Genomic DNA, 21,700 nt, shown 5'->3' with positions numbered 1-21,700 from the left:
TCTGCCCGGCATTTCCACTTCGGTTCCTTCTCGTAGGGACAGATCGCTGCTGGTCAGGTCATCATCACCCGGGTGGTGTCGAAGAGGTTCTCCCAGGCCGTGTGCCAGGGCCAGTTCCGCGGTAGGTGCAGTCGCCAGGAGCGGGCGCGGTTCGCGATCCGGGCGGGCACCGCGATCAGATGATCGACCAGGGTCTGCCAGCGGGCGCGGGCATGGAAGCTCGAGGCCAGCACCCCGGCAGCGCGGGCGAGGTTGAACGCGATCGCGGCCAGCACGGTCCAGGCACTGTTGGCGGTGAACACCCCGGAGGGGCAGTGAGCCAGCGGCCCGCCCTTGAGGTCGGCGATGACCTGCTCGACGATCGCGTGGTCTCGGTGGGAGGCCTCCGCGGCCAGCATCGAAAGCGGTGAGTCGGTGAACACCGCGTGGTGGCGATACGCATCCAGCAGCCCGCCCTGCTCACTGTGCCCGTGGCGTGGGTTCAGGCGTTTCACGCGACGCACGATCAACCGGGCCGTGACGTGCTCGGCCTGCTTGCGGGAGGTGAACGCGGTGTACTCGACCTCGGCGACCTCGGCATCGGAGATCCACCGCTGCTCGGCCTCCTCCCAGATCGCCTGCGGATACTTGATCGGCGTCCATGCGTCCTCGGGGATGCGAGAGATCGCCCCGACCACGGACGGGTTCATCCTCGCGGTGAGCGAGAAGTGGGCCCCGCCCCGGCGGGCCGCGGCCACCGTGGCGTGCTGGAAGTAGGCCGAATCCGCACGCACGGTCACCATCCCGGAGACGCCGGCGCGCTTCGCAGTGGCCAACGCGCTGCCGATCATCGCCGCGGTGCCGTGGGCCGAGGCCGCCGCGCCCCGACGCAGCCGGATCCCGGCGATCACCGGCACGGCCTGCAGCGTGGAGAGGGTCGCGACCTGGGCGTTCAAACCCTTCACCCCGCTGTAGCCGTAGCCGGCGCCCTGCTTCGCGTAGCCGTGGGTGGCCCGGATCGTGTCATCGATATCGACGAACGCGACCCGGTCGCCACCGCTCAACAGGCCCGGCACCCGGGCCGCCAGCCCGGTCAGGACCCTGGAGGCGACTGCGTCGAGCTGGCGCACGTGCCCGAAGGTGTATCCGCGCAGGTGGGTGCCCAGCGTCGTGGGTGCCCGCCGCGCGGTAAACGCCCGGCCCATCCCGCCATGACGCAGAACGTCCATGTCCGAGATGCTGTCGGCGCCAGCGAGCATTCCCGCGACCAGGGAGGGGACCTTCACATCGGCGTTGGAACCGATGCTGCCCGGCACCGTGACGTGCTCGGCGACCAGGCCCGGCAGGCCCGCCGACTCCGCGAGCGCCATCACCGGCACCAGCCCCGCCCGACCAACCAGATTGTCATCATCGAACTCGGCAGAGAAATCATGGGATACTCGCACTACCAGTGCTCCTGTTGCTCAGCGTCATGGAACCTTCGAACAGTCCCATTATCGCTGGCCACAGGAGCATTTGGCTGTCACGACCCGCCTACCCGACCGGCGGATCCAGGCTGAGGGGCGGTGCCTCCGCCCGAGGAGCGACGCCTCTGTCCGAGGCGTGTCGTCCCGTGTCGTCCCGTGTCGCGACGGGCCGAGCCGAGGCGCCGTCGAGGTCGACCGGACGGACGTGCCGCAGCGACGCCGACCGCGGTGGACACCGGAGGTCGCTCTGAGGCATGATCTACCTGAAACCCGCGGTATCAGACAACCGTGCGGGGAACCGCCTGCCCTCGACGACGAGATCGCGAAAGGTCACTGATGAGCAGCTACACCGAGCACGTCACCCGAGTCCTCACCGAGGATCGCGCGCATCCCGGGTTGGGCACGGTGGCCGTGCTGACCTGCGCCCCGCCGGAGGGGGAGGAGAAGCGCCCCGCGACCCTCGGTCCCCGCTCCATCGACGCGGTCACCGGCGCCCTGGCCGCCGCGCTCGACCGTGCCGAGGCGGGCGAGATCCAGGCGATCGCCCTGACCGGAACCGGGCGTGTGTTCCTCGCCGGTGCTGACCTGTCGATGTTCGCCGACCCGGCCGCGGTCCAGAACGTCGAGGGCATGACCCAGGCCGCGCATGACCTGCAGGTCCGTGTGCGCACCAGTCCCGTCCCGGTGCTCGCCCACCTCAACGGCGCCGCGCTCGGCGGCGGCCTCGAGGTCGCGCTGATGGCCGACGTCCGCACCGCCGCGCCCGACGTGAAGGGCATCGGCGTGCCCGAGACGAGCCTCGGCATCCTGCCCGGCTGGGGCGGCACCACCCTGCTGCAATCCGTCGTCGGCCCCGACACGGCCGTGCGGATGATCCTCGAGGACCCCGCGCGCGACAAGCAGCTGACCGCCGATGAGGCGTTCGAGGACGGGCTGGTCGACGAGATCGCCGCCGACCTGGACGAGGCGCTCGACGAGTTCGCCGCCCTCGTCGCCGCGCACGTCGATGTCGACGAGGCCGACACCGACGTGGTCGATCCGACGGTCGCCGAGGCCGCCGCCGATCCCACCTCCGCCGTCCCCGGTGCCTGGGGAGGGCGCACCGCCCCGCTGCCCGGGGTCGACACCCCGGAGGCCGAGGCGCTGCTGGATGCGCTCGATGCCTCGCACGGCAGCGCCGAGACCCGCCGCACCTGGGCCGCCCGCCTCGAGGGGCAGGGGGCCCCGGCCGTCGGCCGTGCGCTCGGACTGCTGCAGAACCTGCCCGGCTCCACCCTGCCCGAGGCGCTCCAGCGCGAGGCCGAGGCGCTCGGAGAGCTGGTCCGCTCCGACGCCGCGGCGGCCTCGATGTACTCCGCGGAGCTGCTGCGCCGCGGCAAGCCCGGCCGTCGTCCCGTCGAGGGGGCGCGGGAGATCCGCCGCGTCGGCGTGGCCGGCGCCGGACTGATGGCCTCGCAGATCGCCGCGCAGCTCGCGCTGGGCCTCCGGGTCCCGGTTGTCATGCGCGACCTCGACGAGTCGATCGCCGCCAAGGGCCTGGCCGCCGCACGCGACGTCATCGCCACGACCGCTTCCCGCGGCCGGATCGACGAGGACACCGCGACCCAGGTCGCCGGCAACCTCTCGGCGACCACCGACCTGCAGGAGCTCGCCGGCTGCGACCTCGTGCTCGAGGCCGTCCCCGAGGTGCTGGCGATCAAGCAGTCCGTCTTCGCCGAGCTCGAGAGCGTGCTCGATCCCGCCGCGCTGCTGGTGACGAACACGTCCTCGCTGTCGGTGACGGCGATGAGCGAGGATCTCGCCCACCCGGAGAGGGTCGTCGGCCTGCACTTCTTCAACCCGGTCGCCAAGATGCCGCTGGTCGAGGTGATCCATACCGAGGCGACCGACGAGCCGACCCTCGCCACCGGCCTCGAGGTGGTGCGCCGCCTGCGCAAGTTCGGGGTGCGCAGCGCCGACGCGCCCGGGTTCATCGTCAATCGCCTGCTGTTCCGCGTGCTCGGCGCCGTGCTCGCCTCCCTGGATGCGGGAGCGGACCCGGCCGAGGTCGACGCCTCCCTGGACGCCCTCGGGATGCCGATGCGTCCCTTCACCCTGCTGGACCTCGTGGGACTGGGGGTCGCCGACCACGTCGGGGCGGTGCTCGCCGAGGAGCTCGGCGACCGCTTCCACGCCTCGCCGGGGCTGCACGCCATGGCGGAGAAGCAGGCCCGCTTCACCGAGCACAGCAAGACGGCCGTGCACCCGCCGGTCTCCCCGACGGTCGCCGAGACCTTCGGCGCCGATGCCGCGCAGGGTGCCGGACAGGCCCTGGTCGGGGACGCCCTGCTCGAGCGGGTCCGCGACGGTCTCGCCGAGGAGATCGCGCTGATGCTCGACAACGGTGTCGTCGAGCGGCCCGAGCAGATCGACCTGGCGCTGATCCTCGGTGCCGGCTTCCCGCGGCATCGCGGCGGGGTCACCCCGTACCTCGATGCCTCCGGGGCGACGCAGAAGACGGCCGATCGCAGCTTCCACGGGGAGCTGTTCACCACGGCGAGGTGAGCCGGGGAGACCGTCGTCGGTGCGTCGAGGGGTGCCGGCACCGGCGGCGGAGCCTCCTGGTCCGATCGGAGGCCGCGCCCGATCGTCGTGCGCGGGTCAGCGGCGTGGAGCCGCCCAGGCCTCCAGCCGCTCGAGGGCCCGCTCGATCGTCGGGCGGTCCTTGCAGAAGGCGAGGCGCAGGTACGAGGAGGCCTCCCCGGCCTGCCCGTCGCGGTAGAACGCGGACAGCGGGATGCCGACCACGCCGGCCTCCGCAGGCAGGCGCTCGCACAGCGCGGCGGCGTCGGGCTCCCCGAGCGCCGCGGCGTCGGCCACCACGAAGTACCCGGCCTCCGGCACGCTGACGCGGAACCCGATCGAGCGCAGCCCGTCCAGCAGCAGGTCGCGGCGTTCGCGCAGGTCCTGCGCGAGATCGTGGAAAGCCGCCGGCGGCATCGCGAGCCCGGCCGCCACGGCGGGCTGGAACGGCGCCCCCGAGGAGTAGGTCAACCACTGCTTCGCCCCGAGGATCGCGGTGACCAGCTCCGGCCGCGCCGTGACCCAACCGATCTTCCACCCGGTCACCGAGAAGGTCTTGCCGGCCGAGGAGATCGAGACCGTGCGGTCCTGGGCGCCGGGCAGCGTCGCGATCGGCAGATGCGCGGGCCCGAAGGTGAGGTGCTCGTAGACCTCGTCGGTGACGATCAGGGCGTCGTGGGCGATCGCCTCCTCGACGATCGCCTGCATCGCGCCCACCCACAGCATCAGGCCGGTGGGGTTGTGCGGGGTGTTGACCAGCACCAACCGGGTGCGGTCGGTGAAGGCGGCGCGCAGGTCCTCCTCGGCGACGTCGAGCACGAGATCGCCGGCCTCCTCGGTGCGCGAGCGCAGCGGGACCGTGCGGTGCACGCCGCCGGCGAGGGCGATGATCGCGGCGTACTGGTCGTAGAAGGGCTCGAGGGTGATGACCTCGTCGCCCGGTTCGACCAGGGCCAGGATCGTCGCCGCGAGCGCCTCGGTGGCGCCCGTGGTCGCCAGCACCTCGGTCGCGGGGTCCCAGTGCAGGCCGTACCACTGGGACTGGTGGCGGGCGACCGCCTCGCGCAGCTCGATCTCCCCCGGACCGGGCGGGTACTGGTTGCGGCCGGCGCGGATCGCCGCGATCGCGGCGTCGGCCACCACGGCGGGCGGGTCGTCGTCCGGGAACCCCTGGCCCAGATTCAGCGCCCCGGTCGCGACGGCCTTCGCGGACATCTGGGCGAACACGGTGGGACGGGCCTCCCCGTCGACGAGCAGGCCGGCAGCCTGCGAGGCGCGCATCCAGGGGCCGGTGGTGTCCATGCCCCGAGTCTCTCAGAGACCCGGCTACGACGGAGGGGCGTTCAGGGGGAGGGCTCGGTGCCCGGCCCCTACGGGGTTCGCCCCGTGGGGTCGGCGGTGGCCGGACTCGGATCCGACGGCGGGGTCACCCCGTCGGCCGACCCAGCTGCGGGCTCACCGGGTCCAGCTGCGGGCTCACCGACGGGTTCACCGACGGGTTCAGCGGCGGGGGAAGACGAAGCGTCCGTAGGTGACGTACCGGAAGGAGGTCGAGACGGCCTGGCCGATGAGGGTGCCGGAGATGTTGTCGGCCAGCAGCGAGTCGAGCCCCAGCACATATCGCGAGAAGCCCAGACAGGAGAGCTGCAAGCCGGAGGCGATCACGTTGACCAGGATGAACAGCATGATCGAGCGGGTCGTGTCCGGGCGCGGGCGGTCGCCGAAGGTCCACAGCCGATTGCCCAGGTACGTCAGGCACGAGGCGGCGCCGATCGTGAGCACCTTCGCCGTCAGCGGGTTGTGGTGCATGAGGCCCTCGCCCCAGCCGTCCGTGGGGTGCCAGAACACCAGCACGTTGTACATCGCGGCATCCAGCAGGAACACGATCCCGCCGACCAGCAGGAACTTCACGGTGGAGGCCAGGTGCTCGTCGAGCAGGGCGCGCAGAGAGGCGCGGATCCCGGTGCGCTGAGGCGTGGGGGAGGGCGCGGGCCGGGTGGGGTCCGCGATCTCCGCCTGCGGGTCGGGCGTCAGCACGCCCGGCACTGTACCCGAGGCGTTAGGATCGACGTCCTGCCGCCGCGACGGGTCGGAGGGACCTCACAACGTCCCGCTGAGCCCCGGGCGCGTGCGGTGCGACCGTTGCGACGGGTCCGACCGGAAGTCGGCGCCCTGGGAGCGCGCGGTCACGGCCGCCGCGTCAACCCTTCGGCACACCGTGGGGACTCGGCCCATCCGGGCCCGATCCGCTGGCGGCGCCCCATGACCATCGCGCAGGAAGAGATCTCATGACCCACGTCGCCCTCACCATCGCCGGCTCCGAGACCACCGGAGGTGCCGGAGCGCAGACCGACCTGAAGACGTTCCACCAGCTCGGAACCTTCGGCACCGCCGCCCTGACCTGCATCGTCTCCTTCGACCCGAGCAACGACTGGGCGCACCGCTTCGTGCCCGTCGAGCCGCAGGTGATCGCCGACCAGATCGAGGCCACCACCGCGGTGCACGACATCGACACGGTGAAGATCGGCATGCTCGGCACTCCCGCCACGATCGACACGGTCGCCACCTCGCTCGAGGAGCGCTCGTTCACGAACGTCGTGCTGGATCCCGTGCTGATCTGCAAGGGCCAGGAGCCCGGCGCCGCCCTGGACACGGACAACGCGCTCAAGGAGCAGATCCTCCCGCTGGCCACCTTCGTGACGCCCAATCACTTCGAGGCGCTCTCGCTGTCCGGGATGGAGAGCATCGATTCCGTCGAGGACCTCACCGAGGCGGCACGCCGCATCCACGAGACCTTCGATGTGATCGTGCTGGCCAAGGGCGGTGTGGTGCTCGAGGGCGAGGACGCGGTGGACGTGTTCCACGACGGCGAGCAGACTGTCGAGCTGCGCAGCCCCAAGATCGGCCAGGAGCGGGTCTCCGGCGCCGGGTGCACCCTGGCCGCTGCCGTCACCGCCGAGCTCGCCAAGGGCGCGAGCCCGCTCGAGGCCGCCCGCGTGGCCAAGGACATCGTCACCAGCTCCATCGAGCACCGCCAGGGCGGCCACGCCCCCTTCGAGGCCGTCTACCAGGGCGCCTACCAGAGCTGAGGGCACGCTCGGGCGGTGTGGCGACCGGGCTGAGAGTGCGCTTGGGGCAGGCGCCCGCGGGGCTTGTCGCATCCACTGGCGCTCTACGAGCAACCTGCCGCTCATAGGGCGCTGCCTGCTCGTATGGCGCCGGTGGATGCGAGGTCCGACAGCGCGAGGTCCGACAGCGCGAGGACCGGCGGCGCGAGGTCCGACAGCGCGAGGACCGGCGGCGCGAGGTCCGGCGGTGCGAGGTCCGGCGGCGACGGCCCGGGTGAGCGCTGGCGGCGACGGCCCGGGTGAGCGCGCGGCGGCATGGGATCGGGGCGCGGAGGCCCTGCCGCTGGTCACGAAATCGTTCCGACATGTGGTCTGTCGTGTCGTGATCTGGACAGACGTCGCCCGTACGCGCATTCTCGGACCATGAACGAGAGCAGCGCGTCCTCGGGGGCGCAGGACGCGAAGCCGACGGCGCACCGAGCGCGGACCACCGCGCCCGGTTCGTCCGCACGGGACGCGCCCGGTTCGTCCGCACGGGACGCGCCCGGTTCGTCCGCACGGGACGCGCCCGGCCCGTCCCAGCAGATCGGCGAGCCCCTGATCTCGGCGCGCGGCGTCGACAAGTTCTTCGGCGACTTCCAGGCGCTGAAGAACATCGACCTCGACATCCGTCGCGGCGAGGTGGTGGCGCTGATCGGCGCCTCCGGCTCCGGCAAGTCCACCCTGTGCCGCTGCCTGAACCGCCTGGAGACCATCACCCACGGCGAGATCACGATCGACGGCGAGCTGCTGCCCGAGGAGGGCAAGGAGCTCACCAAGCTGCGCAGCGACGTCGGCATGGTCTTCCAGGCCTTCAACCTCTTCCCGCACCTGAAGGCGATCGACAACGTCACCCTGGGCCCGCGGCGGGTGCGCGGCCTCAGCAAGGCGGACGCCGACCAGCAGGCCCGGGAGCTGCTCGAGCGGGTGGGCCTGGCCGACAAGGCGAGCTCCCTTCCCACCGCCCTGTCCGGCGGTCAGCAGCAGCGCGTGGCGATCGCCCGCGCCCTGGCCATGAAGCCCAAGGCGATGCTCTTCGACGAGCCCACCTCGGCGCTGGATCCCGAGGTCATCAACGAGGTCCTCGACGTGATGACCGAGCTCGCCGAGCAGGGCATGACCATGCTCGTGGTCACCCATGAGATGGGCTTCGCCCGCCACGTCTGCGACCGCGTGGTCTACATGGACGAGGGCGAGATCGTCGAGCAGGGGGAGCCGGAGGAGTTCTTCACCGCTCCGCGCAGCGACCGCGCCCAGGCCTTCCTCAGCAAGATCCTCGCCCACTGATCACAGCCTTCCCGGCCACAGCACCCGCTCATCCCCGCACCTGACCACCCGCACCCTCCCACCGCTCGTCGGCCCACCATCCGTCGGCCACCCGTCGGCCACCCGCCGTTCCGTCCGGAGCGCCTGAAGAATCGGAGAGATCCATGACCCCCACCACCTCCCGACCCGGTCGTCGCGCCGTCGTCGCCGCGGCCGCCGCCCTGCCGTTCGGCGCGGCCCTGGCCGCCTGCTCCTCCGACACCGGTGCCGGTCCCGACCTCGGCGGCGGCGCGTCCGACGGCGGCGGCGAGGGCAGCCCCTACGGAGACGCCATCGCCTCCGGCCCCATCGCGGCCGACGACGTCGTCTCCGCGAGCACCTGGGCCAGCGCCATCAAGGACAATGGCAAGCTGGTCCGCGGCGGAACCCTCGCCAACCAGGTCTTCTCCCTGGCCAGCACCACCGGAGGCGAGCCCACCGGCTTCGACGCCGGCATCACCCAGCTGCTGGCCCAGTACATCCTCGGCGAGGGCGGGGTGGAGAAGGTCGAATACATCGACACCACCGTCGAGACCCGCGAGACCATGGTCGAGAACGGCACCGTGGACTGCGTGATCGCCACCTACTCGATCACTCCCGAGCGCCTCGAGGTCATCAACTTCGCCGGCCCCTACTACCTCTCCGGCACCGCGATCCAGGTGCGCACCGAGGACAAGGACACGATCTCCGGCCCCGAGGACCTCACCGGGCTGAAGCTGGTCACCCAGGCGAACTCCACCGGAATCCAGGCGATCGAGGACTACGTGACGGACCCGGCGGACGTCCAGACCCTCCCGGACAACGAATCCTGCGTGGCCGCGCTGAAACAGGGACGCTCCGACGCCTACGTCCTGGACCAGGGTGTGCTGCTGGGCAACTCCAAGGCCGACCCCGACGTCACCGTGGTCGGCGAGCCCTTCGTCGACGACCCCTACGGCATCGGGCTGTCCCAGGAGAACGAGGACGCCCTCGAGTTCGTGAACACCTTCCTGCAGGAGATCATCGACTCCGGCACCTGGAAGGCGCTGTGGACCGCCACCATCGGCGACGTCATCGACGGTGAGGCCCCCGAGCCGCCGACGCCCGGCGACCTGCCCGTCTGATCCGCCGACGACGGGACGCCGCCCCTGGGGGCGCGTCCCGTCGGCCGCCCCGGTCGGCAGCCCGGCGGCCATTCCGCTGTCAGGCATGACGACCGGCTCCGCCCGCCGACCCCGCCCGTACCGAGAGGCCCCGCATGGAAGCCATCGTCGAGAACATCCCCCTGCTGCTGCGCGGCATCGGGTACACCGTCGCGCTGACCCTGCTCGGCTACGTGCTCGCCCTGATCGTCGGCACCGCCCTGGCGGTGTGCCGCGTCAGCCCGATCCCACCCCTGCGCTGGGCGGCGACGGTCTACGTCGAGATCTTCCGCAACATCCCGCTGCTGAGCCTGCTGATCCTGATCGCCTTCGGCCTGCCCGACGTCGGCCTGCGCCTGCCCTACTTCTGGTGCGGCGTGCTGGGCCTGACCCTCTCCTCGGCCGCCTTCGTCTGCGAGAACGTGCGCTCGGGCATCAACACCGTGCCCGTCGGCCACGCCGAGGCGGCCCGCTCCATCGGGCTCGGCTTCTTCGGAACCCTGCGCTTCGTGGTGCTCCCGCAGGCCTTCCGCAGCATGATCCAGCCGCTGGTGAACGTGTTCATCGGCACCGTGATCGGCTCGGCGCTGTGCTCGGCGATCGCCGTCAGCGAGATCACCTGGGTCACGCAGACTCTCAACATCCAGTACGCGCAGGCCGTGCTGATGTTCCTGGTGGCAGGCGCCGTCTACCTCGGGATGTCCCTCGGCGGCGCCGCTCTCGGCGGAGCCCTCGAGCGCGCCGTCTCCCCGGACGGCCACGCGGGCGGCCGGGACCGCAAGACGCTGGACGTGGCCGCAGGAGCGCAGGCATGAGCGCGTCGACGAGAGCCTCGTCCGCTGCCGCCACCCAGGTGCTCTTCGACGCCCCCGGCCCGAAGGGGCGCCGCCGCATCCTGCTGCTGTCGGTGCTCAGCTCGCTGGTCATCCTGGCCCTGATCGCCGGTGGGCTGTGGCAGTTCGCCAAGAACGACCAGCTCGACCCGAACAAGTGGGTCGTCTACCTGCGGGCCGACTACCTCGCCTTCCTCGGCCGCGGCCTCGTGGGGACCCTGCAGGTCACCGCCGTCGCCGCCGTGGTCGCCTTCCCCTTCGGCCTGCTGCTGTCCCTGGCCCGCCTCTCGCGGTTCACGGCGCTGAGCGCGGCGGCCGCCACCTGGATCGAGTTCTTCCGCGGGATCCCGATGCTGCTGGTCGTCTACGCGTTCCTGCTGGCCCTGCCCGCTTTCGGCGTCACCTTTCCCCGGTTCTGGATGCTGGTCATCCCGATGATCCTGGTCTCCTCGGCGACCACCGCCGAGGTGTTCCGCGCCGGCATCAAGGCGGTCGATCGCGGTCAGCACGAGGCCGCCGCGGCGATCGGGCTGAGCAGACGCGACTCCCTGGTCCACGTGATCCTGCCGCAGGCGGTGCGTCTGGTGCTGCCCAGTCTGATCCTCGCCCTGGTCACGCTGCTGAAGGATTCAACCCTCGGCTACGTGGTCAGCTTCAACGAGCTCCAGTTCCAGGGCAAGACGATGGTGTCGATCACCCGCTACCTGGTGCAGACATACGTGGTCGTCTCCGTCATCTACATCGTGCTGAACTTCCTGCTCACCCGCATCGCGCTCGCGCTCGATGCCCGCATGAAGGCACGCGCGACCGCCGGCTGAGCCGCCGCGGCCGCCCGCGGGTCGGCGCCGGCGCCGTCCCGCCCGCCGGCGCCGTCCCGCCCGCCGGTGCCGTCCCGCCCGCCGGTGCCGACCCGTCCCCACCCGCTCAGAGAAAGCCGGATCCGCCATGTGCCGTCTGCTCGGCGTCGTCTCCCGCGACCCCATCGCCCTGGACCGGGCGGTCGCGCAGGAGATCGAACCCTTCACCGCCCAGTCCGAGATCCACCGCGACGGCTGGGGAGTGAGCTGGTTCGACGACGAGGACGTTCCCAGCGAGCGCCCGGCGCCGCTCGCCAACCCCCGTCGGCCGCAGATCCGCCGTCACCTCGACGTCGCCCGCGAATCCGCCGCCTACCGGGAGGCGGTCGCCGCCGCCCGCGGCCCGATGATGCTCGTGCACCTGCGCCGCGCCAGCCCCGGTCTGCCGCTGCGGATCGCCAACACCCACCCCTTCCGCGAGGGCGAGACGGTCTTCGCGCACAACGGCCAGTTCGACCTCACCGACCCGCTTCGCGATGCGATCCTGGCCCGCGGCGGCCCCACCCCCGAGGGCACCACCGACTCCGAGCTGTTCTTCTCCCTGATCACGCTCCACCAGCGCGAGGCCGACCTCACCACCGCGGTCCAGCGCGCTGCGGCCGAGCTGACCGACCTGTGCCTGCAGCACGGCCTCCGGGTGCCCGAGGCGCTGAACTGCCTGGTGATGACGCCCGACGAGATGGTCGCGTACCAGCAGCACGATCCGACGCAGGCGGCGCGTCATCAGAAGGTCGACATGTACGCCCTGCGCTACCGGATCGACGCCGACCGCGTCATCGTCGCCTCCACCGGGATCCCGCAGACCGGCTACCTCGAGGTGGGTGAACGGCAGGCGCTGGTGATCCAGCGCTCCGACCTCAGCGCCGGGGTGCGGCCGGCACTCGAGGATCCCGGGCGCTGAACGTCCGGGCCGACCGATCGGGCGGGACTGTCCCGATGGGCGCTGCGACGTCGGACCGATGACATAGGGTCGATCGCACCGGATCTCCTGGCCGGCCCGCGACGGTCCGTCGCGCTGCGGCCCGGGGACCTGGACCACTGCCCGCCGCACACCGCTGCGTACGACGACCCGATGGGGAGCAAGGCCGTGATCGGATTCGAGAACGTCCGCAAGGAGTATCCGGGCGGGACGCTGGCCGTCGAGGACTTCAGCCTCGAGGTCGCCTCGCACGAATCCGTCGTGCTGGTGGGCACCTCCGGATCCGGCAAGACGACCCTGATGCGCATGGTCAACCGCATGGTCGACCCCACCTCGGGTCGCGTCCACATCGACGGCGACGACGTGGCGAGCCTGGACCCCGTGCAGCTGCGCCGCAGCATCGGCTACGTCATGCAGGCCTCCGGACTGCTCCCGCATCACACCGTGCTCGACAACATCACCACGGTCCCGGTGCTGCGCGGCAGCTCCCGGCGCGACGCCCGCACCCGCGCCGGCGAGCTGATGGAGACCGTCGGCCTGGACGCCGCGCTCGGCAGGCGCTACCCCTGGCAGCTCTCCGGCGGCCAGCAGCAGCGCGTCGGCGTCGCCCGCGGCCTCGCCGCCGACCCCAACATCCTGCTGATGGACGAGCCCTTCGGCGCCGTCGACCCCATCGTCCGCCGCGAGCTGCAGCAGGAGCTGCTGCACCTGCAGCGGGACCTGAAGAAGACGATCGTCTTCGTCACCCACGACATCGACGAGGCCTTCCTGGTCGGCGATCGCGTCGTGATCCTCCGGCCCGGCGGGATCATCGCGCAGGTCGGCACCCCGCAGGAGATCCTCGCCGAACCGGCCGACGACTTCGTGGCCAGCTTCGTCGGCGCCGACCGCGGCACACGCACCCTGCACGTCGAACGGGTCGACGGACGCGACATCGTGGTGGACGCCGACGGGCGCGCCGCCGGGGTGCTCGGGCGGTCCCCGGGCGAGCAGTCCCCGGACGCACAGTCCCCGGACGCGCTGCCGACGGGGGAGACCCCCTCGTGAGCTGGGTGCTCGAGAACCTCGACATGATCGCCGGCTACACCGGCTCCCACCTGCTGCAGGCGCTGCCGCCGATCCTGATCGCCTTCGCCCTCTCGCTGCCGCTGGCGAAGCTCGCCAACGCCCGCGGCTGGCTGCGCACCGGCGTGACCACCACCTCCGGCCTGCTGTACGCGATCCCCTCCCTGCCGCTGTTCGTGCTGCTGCCCGGCATCGTCGGCACCAGCGTGCGCAGCCCCCTGAACATCGCGATCGCCCTGTCGCTGTACGGGCTCGCCCTGATGGTGCCGGCGGCATCGGACGCCTTCCGCTCCGTGGACCGGACCGTGCTCAGCTCCGCGACCGCCCAGGGCTACGCCTCCGGTGCCCGCTTCCTCCACGTGGAGCTGCCGCTGGCCGGCCCGGTGCTGCTGGCCGGGGTGCGCGTGGTCGCGGTCAGCACGATCTCGCTGGTCACCGTCGGCGGCGTGCTCGGCGTCCCCAGCCTGGGAATGCTGTTCGTCGACGGCTTCCGGCGCGGCATCCTCGCCGAGATCACCGCCGGCGTGGTGCTCACCGCCGTGCTCGCCCTGGTCATCGACGCCTTGCTGGTGCTACTGGGTCGTCTGCTGATGCCCTGGTCCCGGCCGACGGCGGGGAGGCGCTGATGACCGGCAATCCCTTCCTCGACGCCCTGGCCTGGCTCACCGACCCCGTGCACTGGTCCGGCCCCTCCGGTGTCCCGATGCGCACCCTCGAGCACCTCGGGTACACGGTGCTCGGCGTGCTGGTCGCGGCGCTGATCGCGATCCCCGTCGGGCTGCTGGTGGGCCATACCGGGATCGGCAAGGGCATCGCCGTCACCCTCGCCGGCGCCGCTCGCGCCCTGCCCACCCTGGGCCTGGTCACCCTGTTCGCCCTGCTGCTGGGTCTCGGGCTCACCGCGCCACTGCTGGCCTTCGTCGTCCTCGCGGTGCCGTCCCTGCTGGCCGGGGCCTACTCCGCCGTCGAGACCGCGGACCCCGCCACCGTCGACGCCGCCCGCGCCCAGGGCATGACGGAGTGGCAGATCCTGGCGAAGGTGGAGATCCCGCTGGGCATGCCGCTGATCATCGGTGGTTTCCGCGGTGCGACCATGCAGGTGGTCGCCACCGCCATGCTCGCCGCCTACGTCGGCAACGGCGGACTGGGGCGCTACATCTTCCTGGGGCTCGGCTCCCAGGACTATCCCCTGATGATCGCCGGCTCCCTGCTGGTGATCGCCCTCGCCCTCGTGCTCGACCTCGTCCTGCTGGTGACCCAGCGCCTGACCGCACCGCGCGGGGCCCTGCCGGCCGAGAACTGACCGCCGGCGCGATGAGAGATGCTTGCCCCATCGGTCCCCAGTCCGCCCCGTCCGACCCCCAGGAGAACCCCCATGAGCATCCACAGCACCCGTCGTCACCTGCTCGGCGCGATCGGCGTCGGCGGCGTCGCCCTCGGAGCGGCCGCCTGCGGCACCTCCGATCCCTTCGCGGAGGGCGAGGGCAGCGGGGGAGACGGGGCGTCCGACGGCGGGAGCGGCGGAGACAGCCCCTCGGGAACTCTCGTCATCGGCTCCCAGGCCTACTACTCCAACGAGATCATCGCCGAGCTGTTCGCGCAGTCGCTCGAGGCGACGGGAGTGACGGTCGGCCGCGAGTACCAGATCGGCCAGCGCGAGGTGTACATGCCCGAGCTCGAGGCCGGCAAGCTCGACGTGATGCCCGAGTACATCGGCAATCTGCTGCAGAACTATGACTCCGAGGCGGAGAGCGCGAGCCCCGAGGAGATCCACTCCGCGCTCGCCGAGGCGCTGCCCGATCAGCTGCGCCTGCTCCCCTTCGCCGAGGCCACCGACCAGGACTCCTACACCACCACCTCCGCGTTCGCCGAGGCCAACTCCCTGACCTCCATCGGGGACCTCGCCGGCGTCGAGGAGGACCTCAAGATCGCCGCCAACAGCGAGTTCGGGGTGCGCCCCTACGGGCCCGAGGGCGTCAAGGAGGTCTACGGAGTCGACATCACCGTCGTGCCCGTCGAGGACTCCGGCGGGGCGCTCACCGTCCAGGCGCTCACCGACGGCGACGTGCAGCTCGCCGACCTCTACACCGCCGACCCGGCGATCGTCGCGAACGACTTCGTCGTGCTCGAGGACCCCGAGTCCCTGATCCTCCCGCAGAACGTGGTGCCCGTCGTGTCCGAGAAGGTCGACGAGGACGCGGCGGATGCGATCACCGCGGTCATCGAGGCGCTGAGCGCCGACGATCTCCTCGAGCTGAACCGCCAGAGCGTCGAGGAGCAAGCGAGCTCCGCCGACATCGCCTCCGGGTGGCTGAGCGAGAAGGGCCTGGTCTGATGCGCATCGCCGTCACCGGGGCGAGCGGCAAGGTCGGGGGAGAGGTCGCCCGATTGCTTGCCGTGGAGGGGGTGGAGCCACGCCTCGTGGTGCGCGACGCGGCCCGCGCTCCGCGACTGCCCGGTGCCGACGTGGCGGTGGCCGCGTTCTCCGACGCCGCCGCCTGCCGGCAGGCCTTCGCCGGCGTCGACGCCCTGCTGCTGGTCTCCGCAGGGGAGGCCGCGGATCGTCTCGAGCAGCACCACATCGCGATCAGCGCCGCCGCCGAGGCGGGCGTCGGCCACGCCGTGTACACGTCGTTCCTCGGGGCCTCCGCGGATGCGGAATTCACTCTGGCCCGCGACCACGGCGCCACCGAACAGATGCTTCGGGAGAGCGGGATGTCCTGGACGTTCCTGCGGGACAGCTTCTACGCCGACATCCTGCTCGACTTCGCCGGCGCGGAGCGCGTGATCCGTGGCCCGGGCCGTGACGGGCGCTGCGCCTATGTGGCCCGTGCCGACGTCGCCGCCGTCGCGGCGGCGATCCTGCGTGGCCCCGATGCCTGGACAGGCCGGATGCTCGACCTCACCGGACCGGCGGCGCTCACACTGGCCGAGGCCGTCGAGATCCTGTCCGCGACCCGCGGCGAGGATTTCTCCTATGTCGACGAGACGCTCGAGCAGGCCCGCCTCTCCCGCGCCCGGTACGGGGCGCCCGACTGGCAGATCGACGCCTGGATCAGCACCTACACGGCGATCGCGTCCGGGCAGCTCGACGTGGTCAGCGACGACGTCCAGGAGGTGCTCGGGCGCGCGCCGCGGGCTCTGGCGGAGGTCGCCGCGACGCCGCTGTGACCCCGTGTCGTCGACCATGCGGCCGGATCGAGATGGCACCGGCCGACCCTGCGCGGCACAGCGGCCACATGGCCACCGAACGGACCCAGGAGGCCGTCGCTGGAACGATCGACGATCTGTCCGCACCGGGCCCCACGCCGGGCCCGTCGGAGCGGGGCGTAACCCTCGCATACCGGGACGATGTCTGTCAGGCTTCGAACAGACGGAGACGAGACCGCAGCGCGACCCGAGGAGCACAGTGATGACCGACGACGCCACGGATCCGGCCACCGGTGAGGTTCCCGACGAGATAGCCCGCAGCATCCACATCGCGGCGACTGCCGAGACGGTCTTCGGGATCATCCAGGAGCCCGGCTGGTTCATCAACGACGGCGAGTACCGCGAGCACGAGATCACCCGCGACGGGCCCGTCACCCGCGTCGTCGACGAGGTCCACGGCAGCTTCCAGATCGCCGTCGAGGTGCACGAGGCGCCGAATCGGGTGGCCTTCCGCTGGCTCGCCGGAGGGATCGGCGAGATCGCCGACGCCCCGAACAACACCGTCGAGTTCATCATCGACCCCGCCGGGCCGACGAAGGCCGACGGCGTGCAGCTCACGGTGCGCGAGCGCGGCTTCGCCCGCCTCAGCCTGGATGCCGAGGTGCGCCGCCGGAACTACGAGGAGAACTCGAAGGGGTGGGAGGAGGAGCTCGAGGTCGCCCGCGCCCTCGCCGAGAAGGGGCGCTGACGCGCCGGTCGCCGGCACCGGTTCCACCGATGCATCCCGGGACCGGGACGTCTCGGTGGAATCGCCCTGCGTGTCCCCGGCCCCCGTGGCCGGGATACCCTCGAGGAATGGGCAGGGTCACCGAATCGGCGCGGATCCGCACCGTCCGGGTGCGCGAGGGCACGCTCTACGCCGGGCGCAAGGGCGACCGGGTCGCCGTCGAGGAGCCGCTGGACATCCGGGTGAACGGCCAGCAGCTCAGCCTCACCATGCGCACCCCCGGCCAGGACATCGAGCTGATCCACGGATTCCTCCACGCCGAGGGAATCATCGCCCATCGCGAGGACATCACCGAGGCGCGCTACTGCGACGGCGCGGTGGTCGACGACGGCACCGGCTTCGCCCGCAACACGTACAACGTCATGGACTTCACCACCACGGCGCCGCAGCTGCTGCCCCTGGTCACGAAGAACTTCACCACCACCTCGGCCTGCGGGGTGTGCGGTTCCGAGAGCATCGACGCGGTGCGGCAGAAGGGCCGGTACACGCTGGAGCAGGGCTGGTCCCTCGACCCCCGGGCGATCCTCGCGGCCGCCCGCGCGCTCACCGGGCAGCAGGCCGTCTTCGCCCGCACCGGCGGCGTCCACGCGGCCGCCCTCGTCGATCGGACCGGGAACCTCCTGGTGGTCCGCGAGGACGTCGGCCGCCACAACGCGGTCGACAAGGTCATCGGCTGGGCCCTGCTCGAGGATCGACTGCCGCTTGCGGACTGCTTCCTGCTGGTCTCCTCCCGCGCCAGCTTCGAGATTGCGCAGAAGGCCTACATGGCCGGGATCCCCCTGCTGGCCTGCGTATCCGCCGCCAGCTCGCTGGCCGTCGACACCGCCGATGAGGTCGGCATGACGCTGCTCGGCTTCACCCGTGCGGCCGAGGACGGCGACGGGCGCATGAACGTCTACACCCATCCGGACCGCCTCGACCTCAGCGGCGTCGAAGGCTGAGGCTCTCCGCGATGTCGACGGGCGACACTGCTCGCTATCGTGACCCCGTGACCTTCACCGATGCTGCGCTCGAGCGCTTCTGGGCCGAGGCCCGCTCCGCCCACACGTCCCTTCCGCGGGAGCTCCCCGAGGCCTGGGCCTTCGGCGCCACCCCCGAGCACGCCGACGACCTGCTCGCCCTCGTGCTCGCGGGGACCAAGACCGGCACGGCCTCGGCGCTGGCAGATTACGGAGCGGACGGAGAGGACGCCGAGCCGCTCCCGGCCGTCGGCGACCTGTCGATCGTCCTCGACGGGGCCGACGTGCCCCGGGCGGTCCTCGAGGTGACCGCGATCGACATCGCGGCCTTCGACGAGGTCACCGCCGAGCATGCCCGGGCAGAGGGAGAGGACGACCGCACCCTGGCATCCTGGCGGCGCATCCACGAGGATTTCTGGACAGCGCATGCGGCCCGCGGGTTCGCCCCGGACATGCCCGTGGTCTGCGAGCGCTTCCGGGTGCTGTACGCGGAGCCTCCGCGGCGCCCATGACCGTGCGTCCGTGACCGTGCGGGCGTCGGCGGTGATGCGTCGCGCCGACGCCGCCGTCGCGCCCCAGCGCCCCGTACTCCCCGCGGCCATGCCCCTCACCGCAGCGACAGCAGGCTCGCGGCCGTGACCTCGTCGACCACCAGATCGGTCGCGACGCCGGCGCGCAGGGCCGCCCGCAACGGCAGCGCCTTGCGGGAGCCGGAGACCACCAGCAGCCGGTGGGCGATGCGGGAGAGCCGACTGGGATCGGCCCCGGAGCCCCGCGCGTTCATCGCGATGTCCCGGAAGGAGCCGTCGGCCCGCAGGAATACGGTGCACACGTCGCCGACGGCGCCGTCGGCCCGCAGCGAGGCCAGGTCCTCGCCGGTGAGGTAGTTGTTCGTGTAGACGTGGCTGGGCACCTCCGCGTCGAAGGCCCCGACGCTGAAGACGGCCAGGGTGGTCTGCCGCTGGGTCTCCAGCACCTTCTGCACCGAGCGCTCGCGCCACATCGCCTCCCGAGTGGCGGCGTAGTCGAAGAAGGCCGGGACGGGGAAGTGGTGGACCGTCGCGTCCCACAGCGTCGCCGCGCGGGCCAGCACGGTCGAGATGTAGGTCAGCCCGGAGCCCTCGGTGTTGATCGCACCGTTCAGCTGCACGATGCGCATCCCGGGGATCGGGCGCGCCCGCACGCTCCCCAGTATCGACGCGATCGTCGTGCCCCAGGCGAGCCCCAGGGTCATCCCCGGCTCGAGCATCTCGTCGAGCACGTCGGCGCCCGCGTCGGCCACCGCTTGCAGCCGCTCGTGCTCGCCGTCGCCGGGACGGGCGGGCACCACGCGCGTGCGCACCCCGAACCTGTGGGCGATCCGCCGGCGCAGCTCCTCGACCCGATGGGCGTCCGGCGGGCGCAGCGTGATCTGGACCAGCCCGGCCTCCCGGGCATCGCGCAGCATCCGGGAGACCGTCGAGCGGGAGACCTCGAGATCGATGGCGATCGACTCCATCGTGCGGCCCTCGCCGTAGTACATCCGTGCAGCCTCGAAGAGCGTGTCGGGGCGCGATTCGGGATTCATGACATCAGTCTTGCACGTTCGTGCACGGAGTTTGCGTTCTGCTGCACGACGGTTCGAGGATGACTCCATTGCCGCCGTGACCGTCGCGCCCGTCGCGGCGGACCACGAGTCCACCCGGCGTCATTGCGAAGGAGCATCCACGTGTCCGATCAGAACCGGTCCGCCCTCACCCCCGGGGCCCGGACGGAGCACCTCGCCCGCCTGCGCGCCGCCACCGCGGAGAACCCCTTGGACGTCCTCGTCGTCGGCGGCGGGGTCAACGGCGCCGGCGCCGCGTTCGACGCCGCCACGCGCGGACTGTCCGTCGGGCTCGTCGAGACCCGCGACTGGGCCGCCGGGACCTCGTCGCGCTCCTCCAAGCTCATGCACGGCGGCCTGCGCTACCTGCAGATGCTGGACTTCAAGCTCGTCGCCGAGGCCCTGCGCGAGCGCGACCTGCTGCTCGAACACACCGCTCCGCACCTGGTCAAGCCCATCAAGTTCGTCTTCCCCTTCTTCAAGAAGGTGGTCGACCGCGCGTTCATCGGCTCCGGCGTGATGCTCTACGACGCGATGCAATCCGTGGGTCGCAAGCGTGCCGTGCCGATGCACCGCCATCTCCTGCACGACAAGATGCTCGAGGTCTTCCCGGCGCTCGACGGGGACAAGGCCGTCGGCGCCCTGGAGTACTACGACGCACAGGTCGACGACGCCCGCTTCGTGATGATGCTGGTGCGCTCGGCCGCGCAGCACGACGCCTCCGTCGCCAACTACACCAGCGTCGTCGACTACCTCCACGAGGGCGGGCGCGTCAGCGGCGCCCGGGTGCGGGACGAGGAGACCGGCGAGGAGTTCGAGGTCCACGCCCGCGACACCCTCCTGGCCGGAGGCGTCTGGACGGAGGATCAGCAGGACCTCGCCGGGGCCGACGCCGGTCTGAAGGTGCTCGCCTCCAAGGGCATCCACGTCACCATCGCCCGCGACCGCATCCCCGCCGTGCCCGACACCGGCATCATCACCCAGACCGAGAAGTCGGTCCTGTTCATCATCCCCTGGGACGAGTACTGGGTCATCGGCACCACCGACACCGCCTGGACCGAGGATCCGGCCGACGTCGGCGCGACCTCCGACGACATCGAGTACGTGCTCGAGCACGCCAACGCGGTGCTGGCCGACGACCTCTCGCGCGAGGACGTCATCGGCGTCTACTCCGGCCTGCGTCCCCTGGTCCAGCCGGTGCAGAAGGGCGGAGGCTCGGCGAAGGTCTCCCGCGAGCACACGGTCATGCAGGTCGAGCCGGGCCTGTCCGCCATCGCCGGCGGCAAGTTCACCACCTACCGGGTGATGGCCGAGGACATCGTCGACTTCGCGATCAAGGAGCACCAGCCGGGGCGGCCCAGCCTGACCCGCTCCGTGCCGGTGATCGGCGCCCAGGGCTACGAGACCCTGGTGCGCGACAAGCAGAAGATCGCCCGACGGTACGACCTCGACACCGTGCGCATCGACCGCCTGCTGTTCCGCTACGGCGCGCTGCTGAGCGACGTCCTCGCCCTGATCGACGAGGACCCCGCGCTCGGCACGCCCCTCGAGCACGCCCCGCGCTACCTGCGGGCCGAGGCGCTGTACGCCGTCCGCGCCGAGGGAGCGCGCCACCTGGCAGACATCCTCGAGCGTCGCACCCGGCTGGACTACGAGACCCGCGATCGCGGTGTCGACGCCGCCGCGGAGGTCGCCGCCCTCGTCGGTCCCGAGCTGGGCTGGGACGAGAGCGGCCAGGCCCGGGAGGTGGAGACGTACCGCGAATACATCGCCGCCCGCCTCGAGGGCGAGCAGGCCGGGACCGACGCCGAGACCGCTGCCCGCATCGGTGCCGTCCCCGAGGTGCCGCCGAGGCACTGACCCAGAATCTGCAGTCCCCGGGCACCGAGTCCGGGGACGCCGCGGGGCGGCAGAGCGCACGCCCCCGAGGCCCTTCGGGGCCTGTCGCCGGCGGGAGCCGGCGCACGACCTGTCCTCCGTCAGGTCGATCTCGACGAGGAGAACG

The 21,700-nt window shown here is 71.6% G+C and carries 20 protein-coding genes; 16 read left to right on the top strand and 4 right to left on the bottom strand.

What is annotated here, in order from left to right:
* Positions 1-53: 53 nt before the first annotated feature.
* The gene (locus tag JOF44_RS11095; RefSeq protein WP_209886296.1) at positions 54-1,424 is read right to left on the bottom strand and encodes an IS1380 family transposase; all 1,371 of its coding nucleotides are present in this window, start codon (positions 1,422-1,424) and stop codon (positions 54-56) included.
* Positions 1,425-1,781: 357 nt separating this feature from the next.
* Between JOF44_RS11095 and JOF44_RS11090 the strand changes: the two genes are divergently transcribed.
* The gene (locus JOF44_RS11090; protein ID WP_209891005.1) at positions 1,782-3,989 is read left to right on the top strand and encodes a 3-hydroxyacyl-CoA dehydrogenase NAD-binding domain-containing protein; all 2,208 of its coding nucleotides are present in this window, start codon (positions 1,782-1,784) and stop codon (positions 3,987-3,989) included.
* Positions 3,990-4,085: 96 nt separating this feature from the next.
* On the opposite strand, the gene JOF44_RS11085 is transcribed toward JOF44_RS11090, so the two are convergent.
* Positions 4,086-5,309 (bottom strand): aminotransferase class I/II-fold pyridoxal phosphate-dependent enzyme, encoded by a 1,224-nt coding sequence (locus tag JOF44_RS11085; protein ID WP_209891002.1) that lies wholly within the window; start codon positions 5,307-5,309, stop codon positions 4,086-4,088.
* 198 nt (positions 5,310-5,507) lie between these two features.
* Positions 5,508-6,044 carry a GtrA family protein gene (locus JOF44_RS11080; RefSeq protein WP_342591760.1) on the bottom strand — a complete coding sequence of 179 codons (537 nt, stop codon included), beginning with the start codon at positions 6,042-6,044 and terminating at the stop codon, positions 5,508-5,510.
* Between the two features lie 251 nt (positions 6,045-6,295).
* Between JOF44_RS11080 and JOF44_RS11075 the strand changes: the two genes are divergently transcribed.
* The 14 genes from JOF44_RS11075 (at position 6,296) to JOF44_RS11010 (ending at position 18,622) form a co-directional block, all read left to right on the top strand.
* Positions 6,296-7,096, top strand: coding sequence for a hydroxymethylpyrimidine/phosphomethylpyrimidine kinase (locus tag JOF44_RS11075; RefSeq protein ID WP_209890999.1), 801 nt, complete (start codon positions 6,296-6,298; stop codon positions 7,094-7,096).
* A 402-nt stretch (positions 7,097-7,498) separates the two neighbouring features.
* Positions 7,499-8,401, top strand: a complete 903-nt coding sequence (locus tag JOF44_RS11070; RefSeq protein ID WP_281067093.1) for an amino acid ABC transporter ATP-binding protein — start codon at positions 7,499-7,501, stop codon at positions 8,399-8,401.
* 143 nt (positions 8,402-8,544) lie between these two features.
* Complete coding sequence (locus JOF44_RS11065; protein ID WP_209890996.1) at positions 8,545-9,522, top strand: glutamate ABC transporter substrate-binding protein; 978 nt, start codon at positions 8,545-8,547, stop codon at positions 9,520-9,522.
* Positions 9,523-9,656: 134 nt separating this feature from the next.
* Entirely contained in the window at positions 9,657-10,355 is a 699-nt protein-coding gene (locus JOF44_RS11060; RefSeq protein ID WP_209890993.1) for an amino acid ABC transporter permease, read from the top strand.
* Positions 10,352-11,191, top strand: coding sequence for an amino acid ABC transporter permease (locus JOF44_RS11055; RefSeq protein WP_209890990.1), 840 nt, complete (start codon positions 10,352-10,354; stop codon positions 11,189-11,191). The genes JOF44_RS11060 and JOF44_RS11055 overlap by 4 nt, the downstream gene beginning before the upstream one ends.
* Positions 11,192-11,318: 127 nt before the next feature.
* Positions 11,319-12,131 carry a class II glutamine amidotransferase gene (locus JOF44_RS11050; protein ID WP_209890987.1) on the top strand — a complete coding sequence of 271 codons (813 nt, stop codon included), beginning with the start codon at positions 11,319-11,321 and terminating at the stop codon, positions 12,129-12,131.
* A 186-nt stretch (positions 12,132-12,317) separates the two neighbouring features.
* Positions 12,318-13,196: an ABC transporter ATP-binding protein gene (locus JOF44_RS11045; protein ID WP_209895938.1), complete on the top strand. Its 879-nt coding sequence runs from the start codon at positions 12,318-12,320 to the stop codon at positions 13,194-13,196.
* A complete protein-coding gene (locus JOF44_RS11040; RefSeq protein WP_209890984.1) occupies positions 13,193-13,840 on the top strand; it encodes an ABC transporter permease in 648 nt (215 codons plus the stop codon). Before JOF44_RS11045 ends, JOF44_RS11040 begins: the two co-directional genes overlap by 4 nt.
* Positions 13,840-14,517 carry an ABC transporter permease gene (locus JOF44_RS11035; RefSeq protein WP_209890981.1) on the top strand — a complete coding sequence of 226 codons (678 nt, stop codon included), beginning with the start codon at positions 13,840-13,842 and terminating at the stop codon, positions 14,515-14,517. Before JOF44_RS11040 ends, JOF44_RS11035 begins: the two co-directional genes overlap by 1 nt.
* A 72-nt stretch (positions 14,518-14,589) precedes the next feature.
* Positions 14,590-15,549, top strand: a complete 960-nt coding sequence (locus JOF44_RS11030; protein ID WP_209890979.1) for an ABC transporter substrate-binding protein — start codon at positions 14,590-14,592, stop codon at positions 15,547-15,549.
* Positions 15,549-16,385 (top strand): NAD(P)H-binding protein, encoded by an 837-nt coding sequence (locus JOF44_RS11025; RefSeq protein ID WP_209890976.1) that lies wholly within the window; start codon positions 15,549-15,551, stop codon positions 16,383-16,385. The genes JOF44_RS11030 and JOF44_RS11025 overlap by 1 nt, the downstream gene beginning before the upstream one ends.
* A 241-nt stretch (positions 16,386-16,626) precedes the next feature.
* Positions 16,627-17,112 (top strand): SRPBCC family protein, encoded by a 486-nt coding sequence (locus tag JOF44_RS11020; protein ID WP_209890973.1) that lies wholly within the window; start codon positions 16,627-16,629, stop codon positions 17,110-17,112.
* A 107-nt stretch (positions 17,113-17,219) separates the two neighbouring features.
* Positions 17,220-18,092 carry a formate dehydrogenase accessory sulfurtransferase FdhD gene (gene fdhD / locus JOF44_RS11015; RefSeq protein WP_209890970.1) on the top strand — a complete coding sequence of 291 codons (873 nt, stop codon included), beginning with the start codon at positions 17,220-17,222 and terminating at the stop codon, positions 18,090-18,092.
* A gap of 47 nt (positions 18,093-18,139) precedes the next feature.
* Positions 18,140-18,622, top strand: a complete 483-nt coding sequence (locus tag JOF44_RS11010) for an ASCH domain-containing protein (RefSeq protein ID WP_342591759.1) — start codon at positions 18,140-18,142, stop codon at positions 18,620-18,622.
* Positions 18,623-18,717: 95 nt separating this feature from the next.
* Here JOF44_RS11010 and JOF44_RS11005 read toward each other — a convergent pair whose 3' ends face one another.
* Complete coding sequence (locus JOF44_RS11005) at positions 18,718-19,677, bottom strand: sugar-binding transcriptional regulator (protein ID WP_209890965.1); 960 nt, start codon at positions 19,675-19,677, stop codon at positions 18,718-18,720.
* A 141-nt stretch (positions 19,678-19,818) separates the two neighbouring features.
* Between JOF44_RS11005 and JOF44_RS11000 the strand changes: the two genes are divergently transcribed.
* Positions 19,819-21,555 carry a glycerol-3-phosphate dehydrogenase/oxidase gene (locus JOF44_RS11000; protein ID WP_209890962.1) on the top strand — a complete coding sequence of 579 codons (1,737 nt, stop codon included), beginning with the start codon at positions 19,819-19,821 and terminating at the stop codon, positions 21,553-21,555.
* Positions 21,556-21,700 lie beyond the last annotated feature (145 nt).

Origin of the sequence: Brachybacterium fresconis, assembly GCF_017876515.1 — a bacterium.
GTDB classification, from domain to species: Bacteria; Actinomycetota; Actinomycetes; order Actinomycetales; family Dermabacteraceae; genus Brachybacterium; species Brachybacterium fresconis.
Note: the sequence above shows the minus strand (reverse complement) of the source record. Positions and strands in the feature narration are given on the sequence as shown.

What these genes read in the sequence shown, in the direction of transcription:
- JOF44_RS11070 (WP_281067093.1), top strand. Translation starts at nt 7,499, where the DNA reads ATGAACGAGAGCAGCGCGTCCTCGGGGGCGCAGGACGCGAAGCCGACG.
- JOF44_RS11065 (WP_209890996.1), top strand. Translation starts at nt 8,545, where the DNA reads ATGACCCCCACCACCTCCCGACCCGGTCGTCGCGCCGTCGTCGCCGCG.
- JOF44_RS11050 (WP_209890987.1), top strand. Translation starts at nt 11,319, where the DNA reads ATGTGCCGTCTGCTCGGCGTCGTCTCCCGCGACCCCATCGCCCTGGAC.
- JOF44_RS11020 (WP_209890973.1), top strand. Translation starts at nt 16,627, where the DNA reads ATGACCGACGACGCCACGGATCCGGCCACCGGTGAGGTTCCCGACGAG.
- JOF44_RS11090 (WP_209891005.1), top strand. Translation starts at nt 1,782, where the DNA reads ATGAGCAGCTACACCGAGCACGTCACCCGAGTCCTCACCGAGGATCGC.
- JOF44_RS11085 (WP_209891002.1), bottom strand. Translation starts at nt 5,309, where the DNA reads ATGGACACCACCGGCCCCTGGATGCGCGCCTCGCAGGCTGCCGGCCTG.
- JOF44_RS11035 (WP_209890981.1), top strand. Translation starts at nt 13,840, where the DNA reads ATGACCGGCAATCCCTTCCTCGACGCCCTGGCCTGGCTCACCGACCCC.
- JOF44_RS11055 (WP_209890990.1), top strand. Translation starts at nt 10,352, where the DNA reads ATGAGCGCGTCGACGAGAGCCTCGTCCGCTGCCGCCACCCAGGTGCTC.
- JOF44_RS11005 (WP_209890965.1), bottom strand. Translation starts at nt 19,677, where the DNA reads ATGAATCCCGAATCGCGCCCCGACACGCTCTTCGAGGCTGCACGGATG.
- JOF44_RS11075 (WP_209890999.1), top strand. Translation starts at nt 6,296, where the DNA reads ATGACCCACGTCGCCCTCACCATCGCCGGCTCCGAGACCACCGGAGGT.
- JOF44_RS11060 (WP_209890993.1), top strand. Translation starts at nt 9,657, where the DNA reads ATGGAAGCCATCGTCGAGAACATCCCCCTGCTGCTGCGCGGCATCGGG.
- JOF44_RS11030 (WP_209890979.1), top strand. Translation starts at nt 14,590, where the DNA reads ATGAGCATCCACAGCACCCGTCGTCACCTGCTCGGCGCGATCGGCGTC.
- fdhD (WP_209890970.1), top strand. Translation starts at nt 17,220, where the DNA reads ATGGGCAGGGTCACCGAATCGGCGCGGATCCGCACCGTCCGGGTGCGC.
- JOF44_RS11025 (WP_209890976.1), top strand. Translation starts at nt 15,549, where the DNA reads ATGCGCATCGCCGTCACCGGGGCGAGCGGCAAGGTCGGGGGAGAGGTC.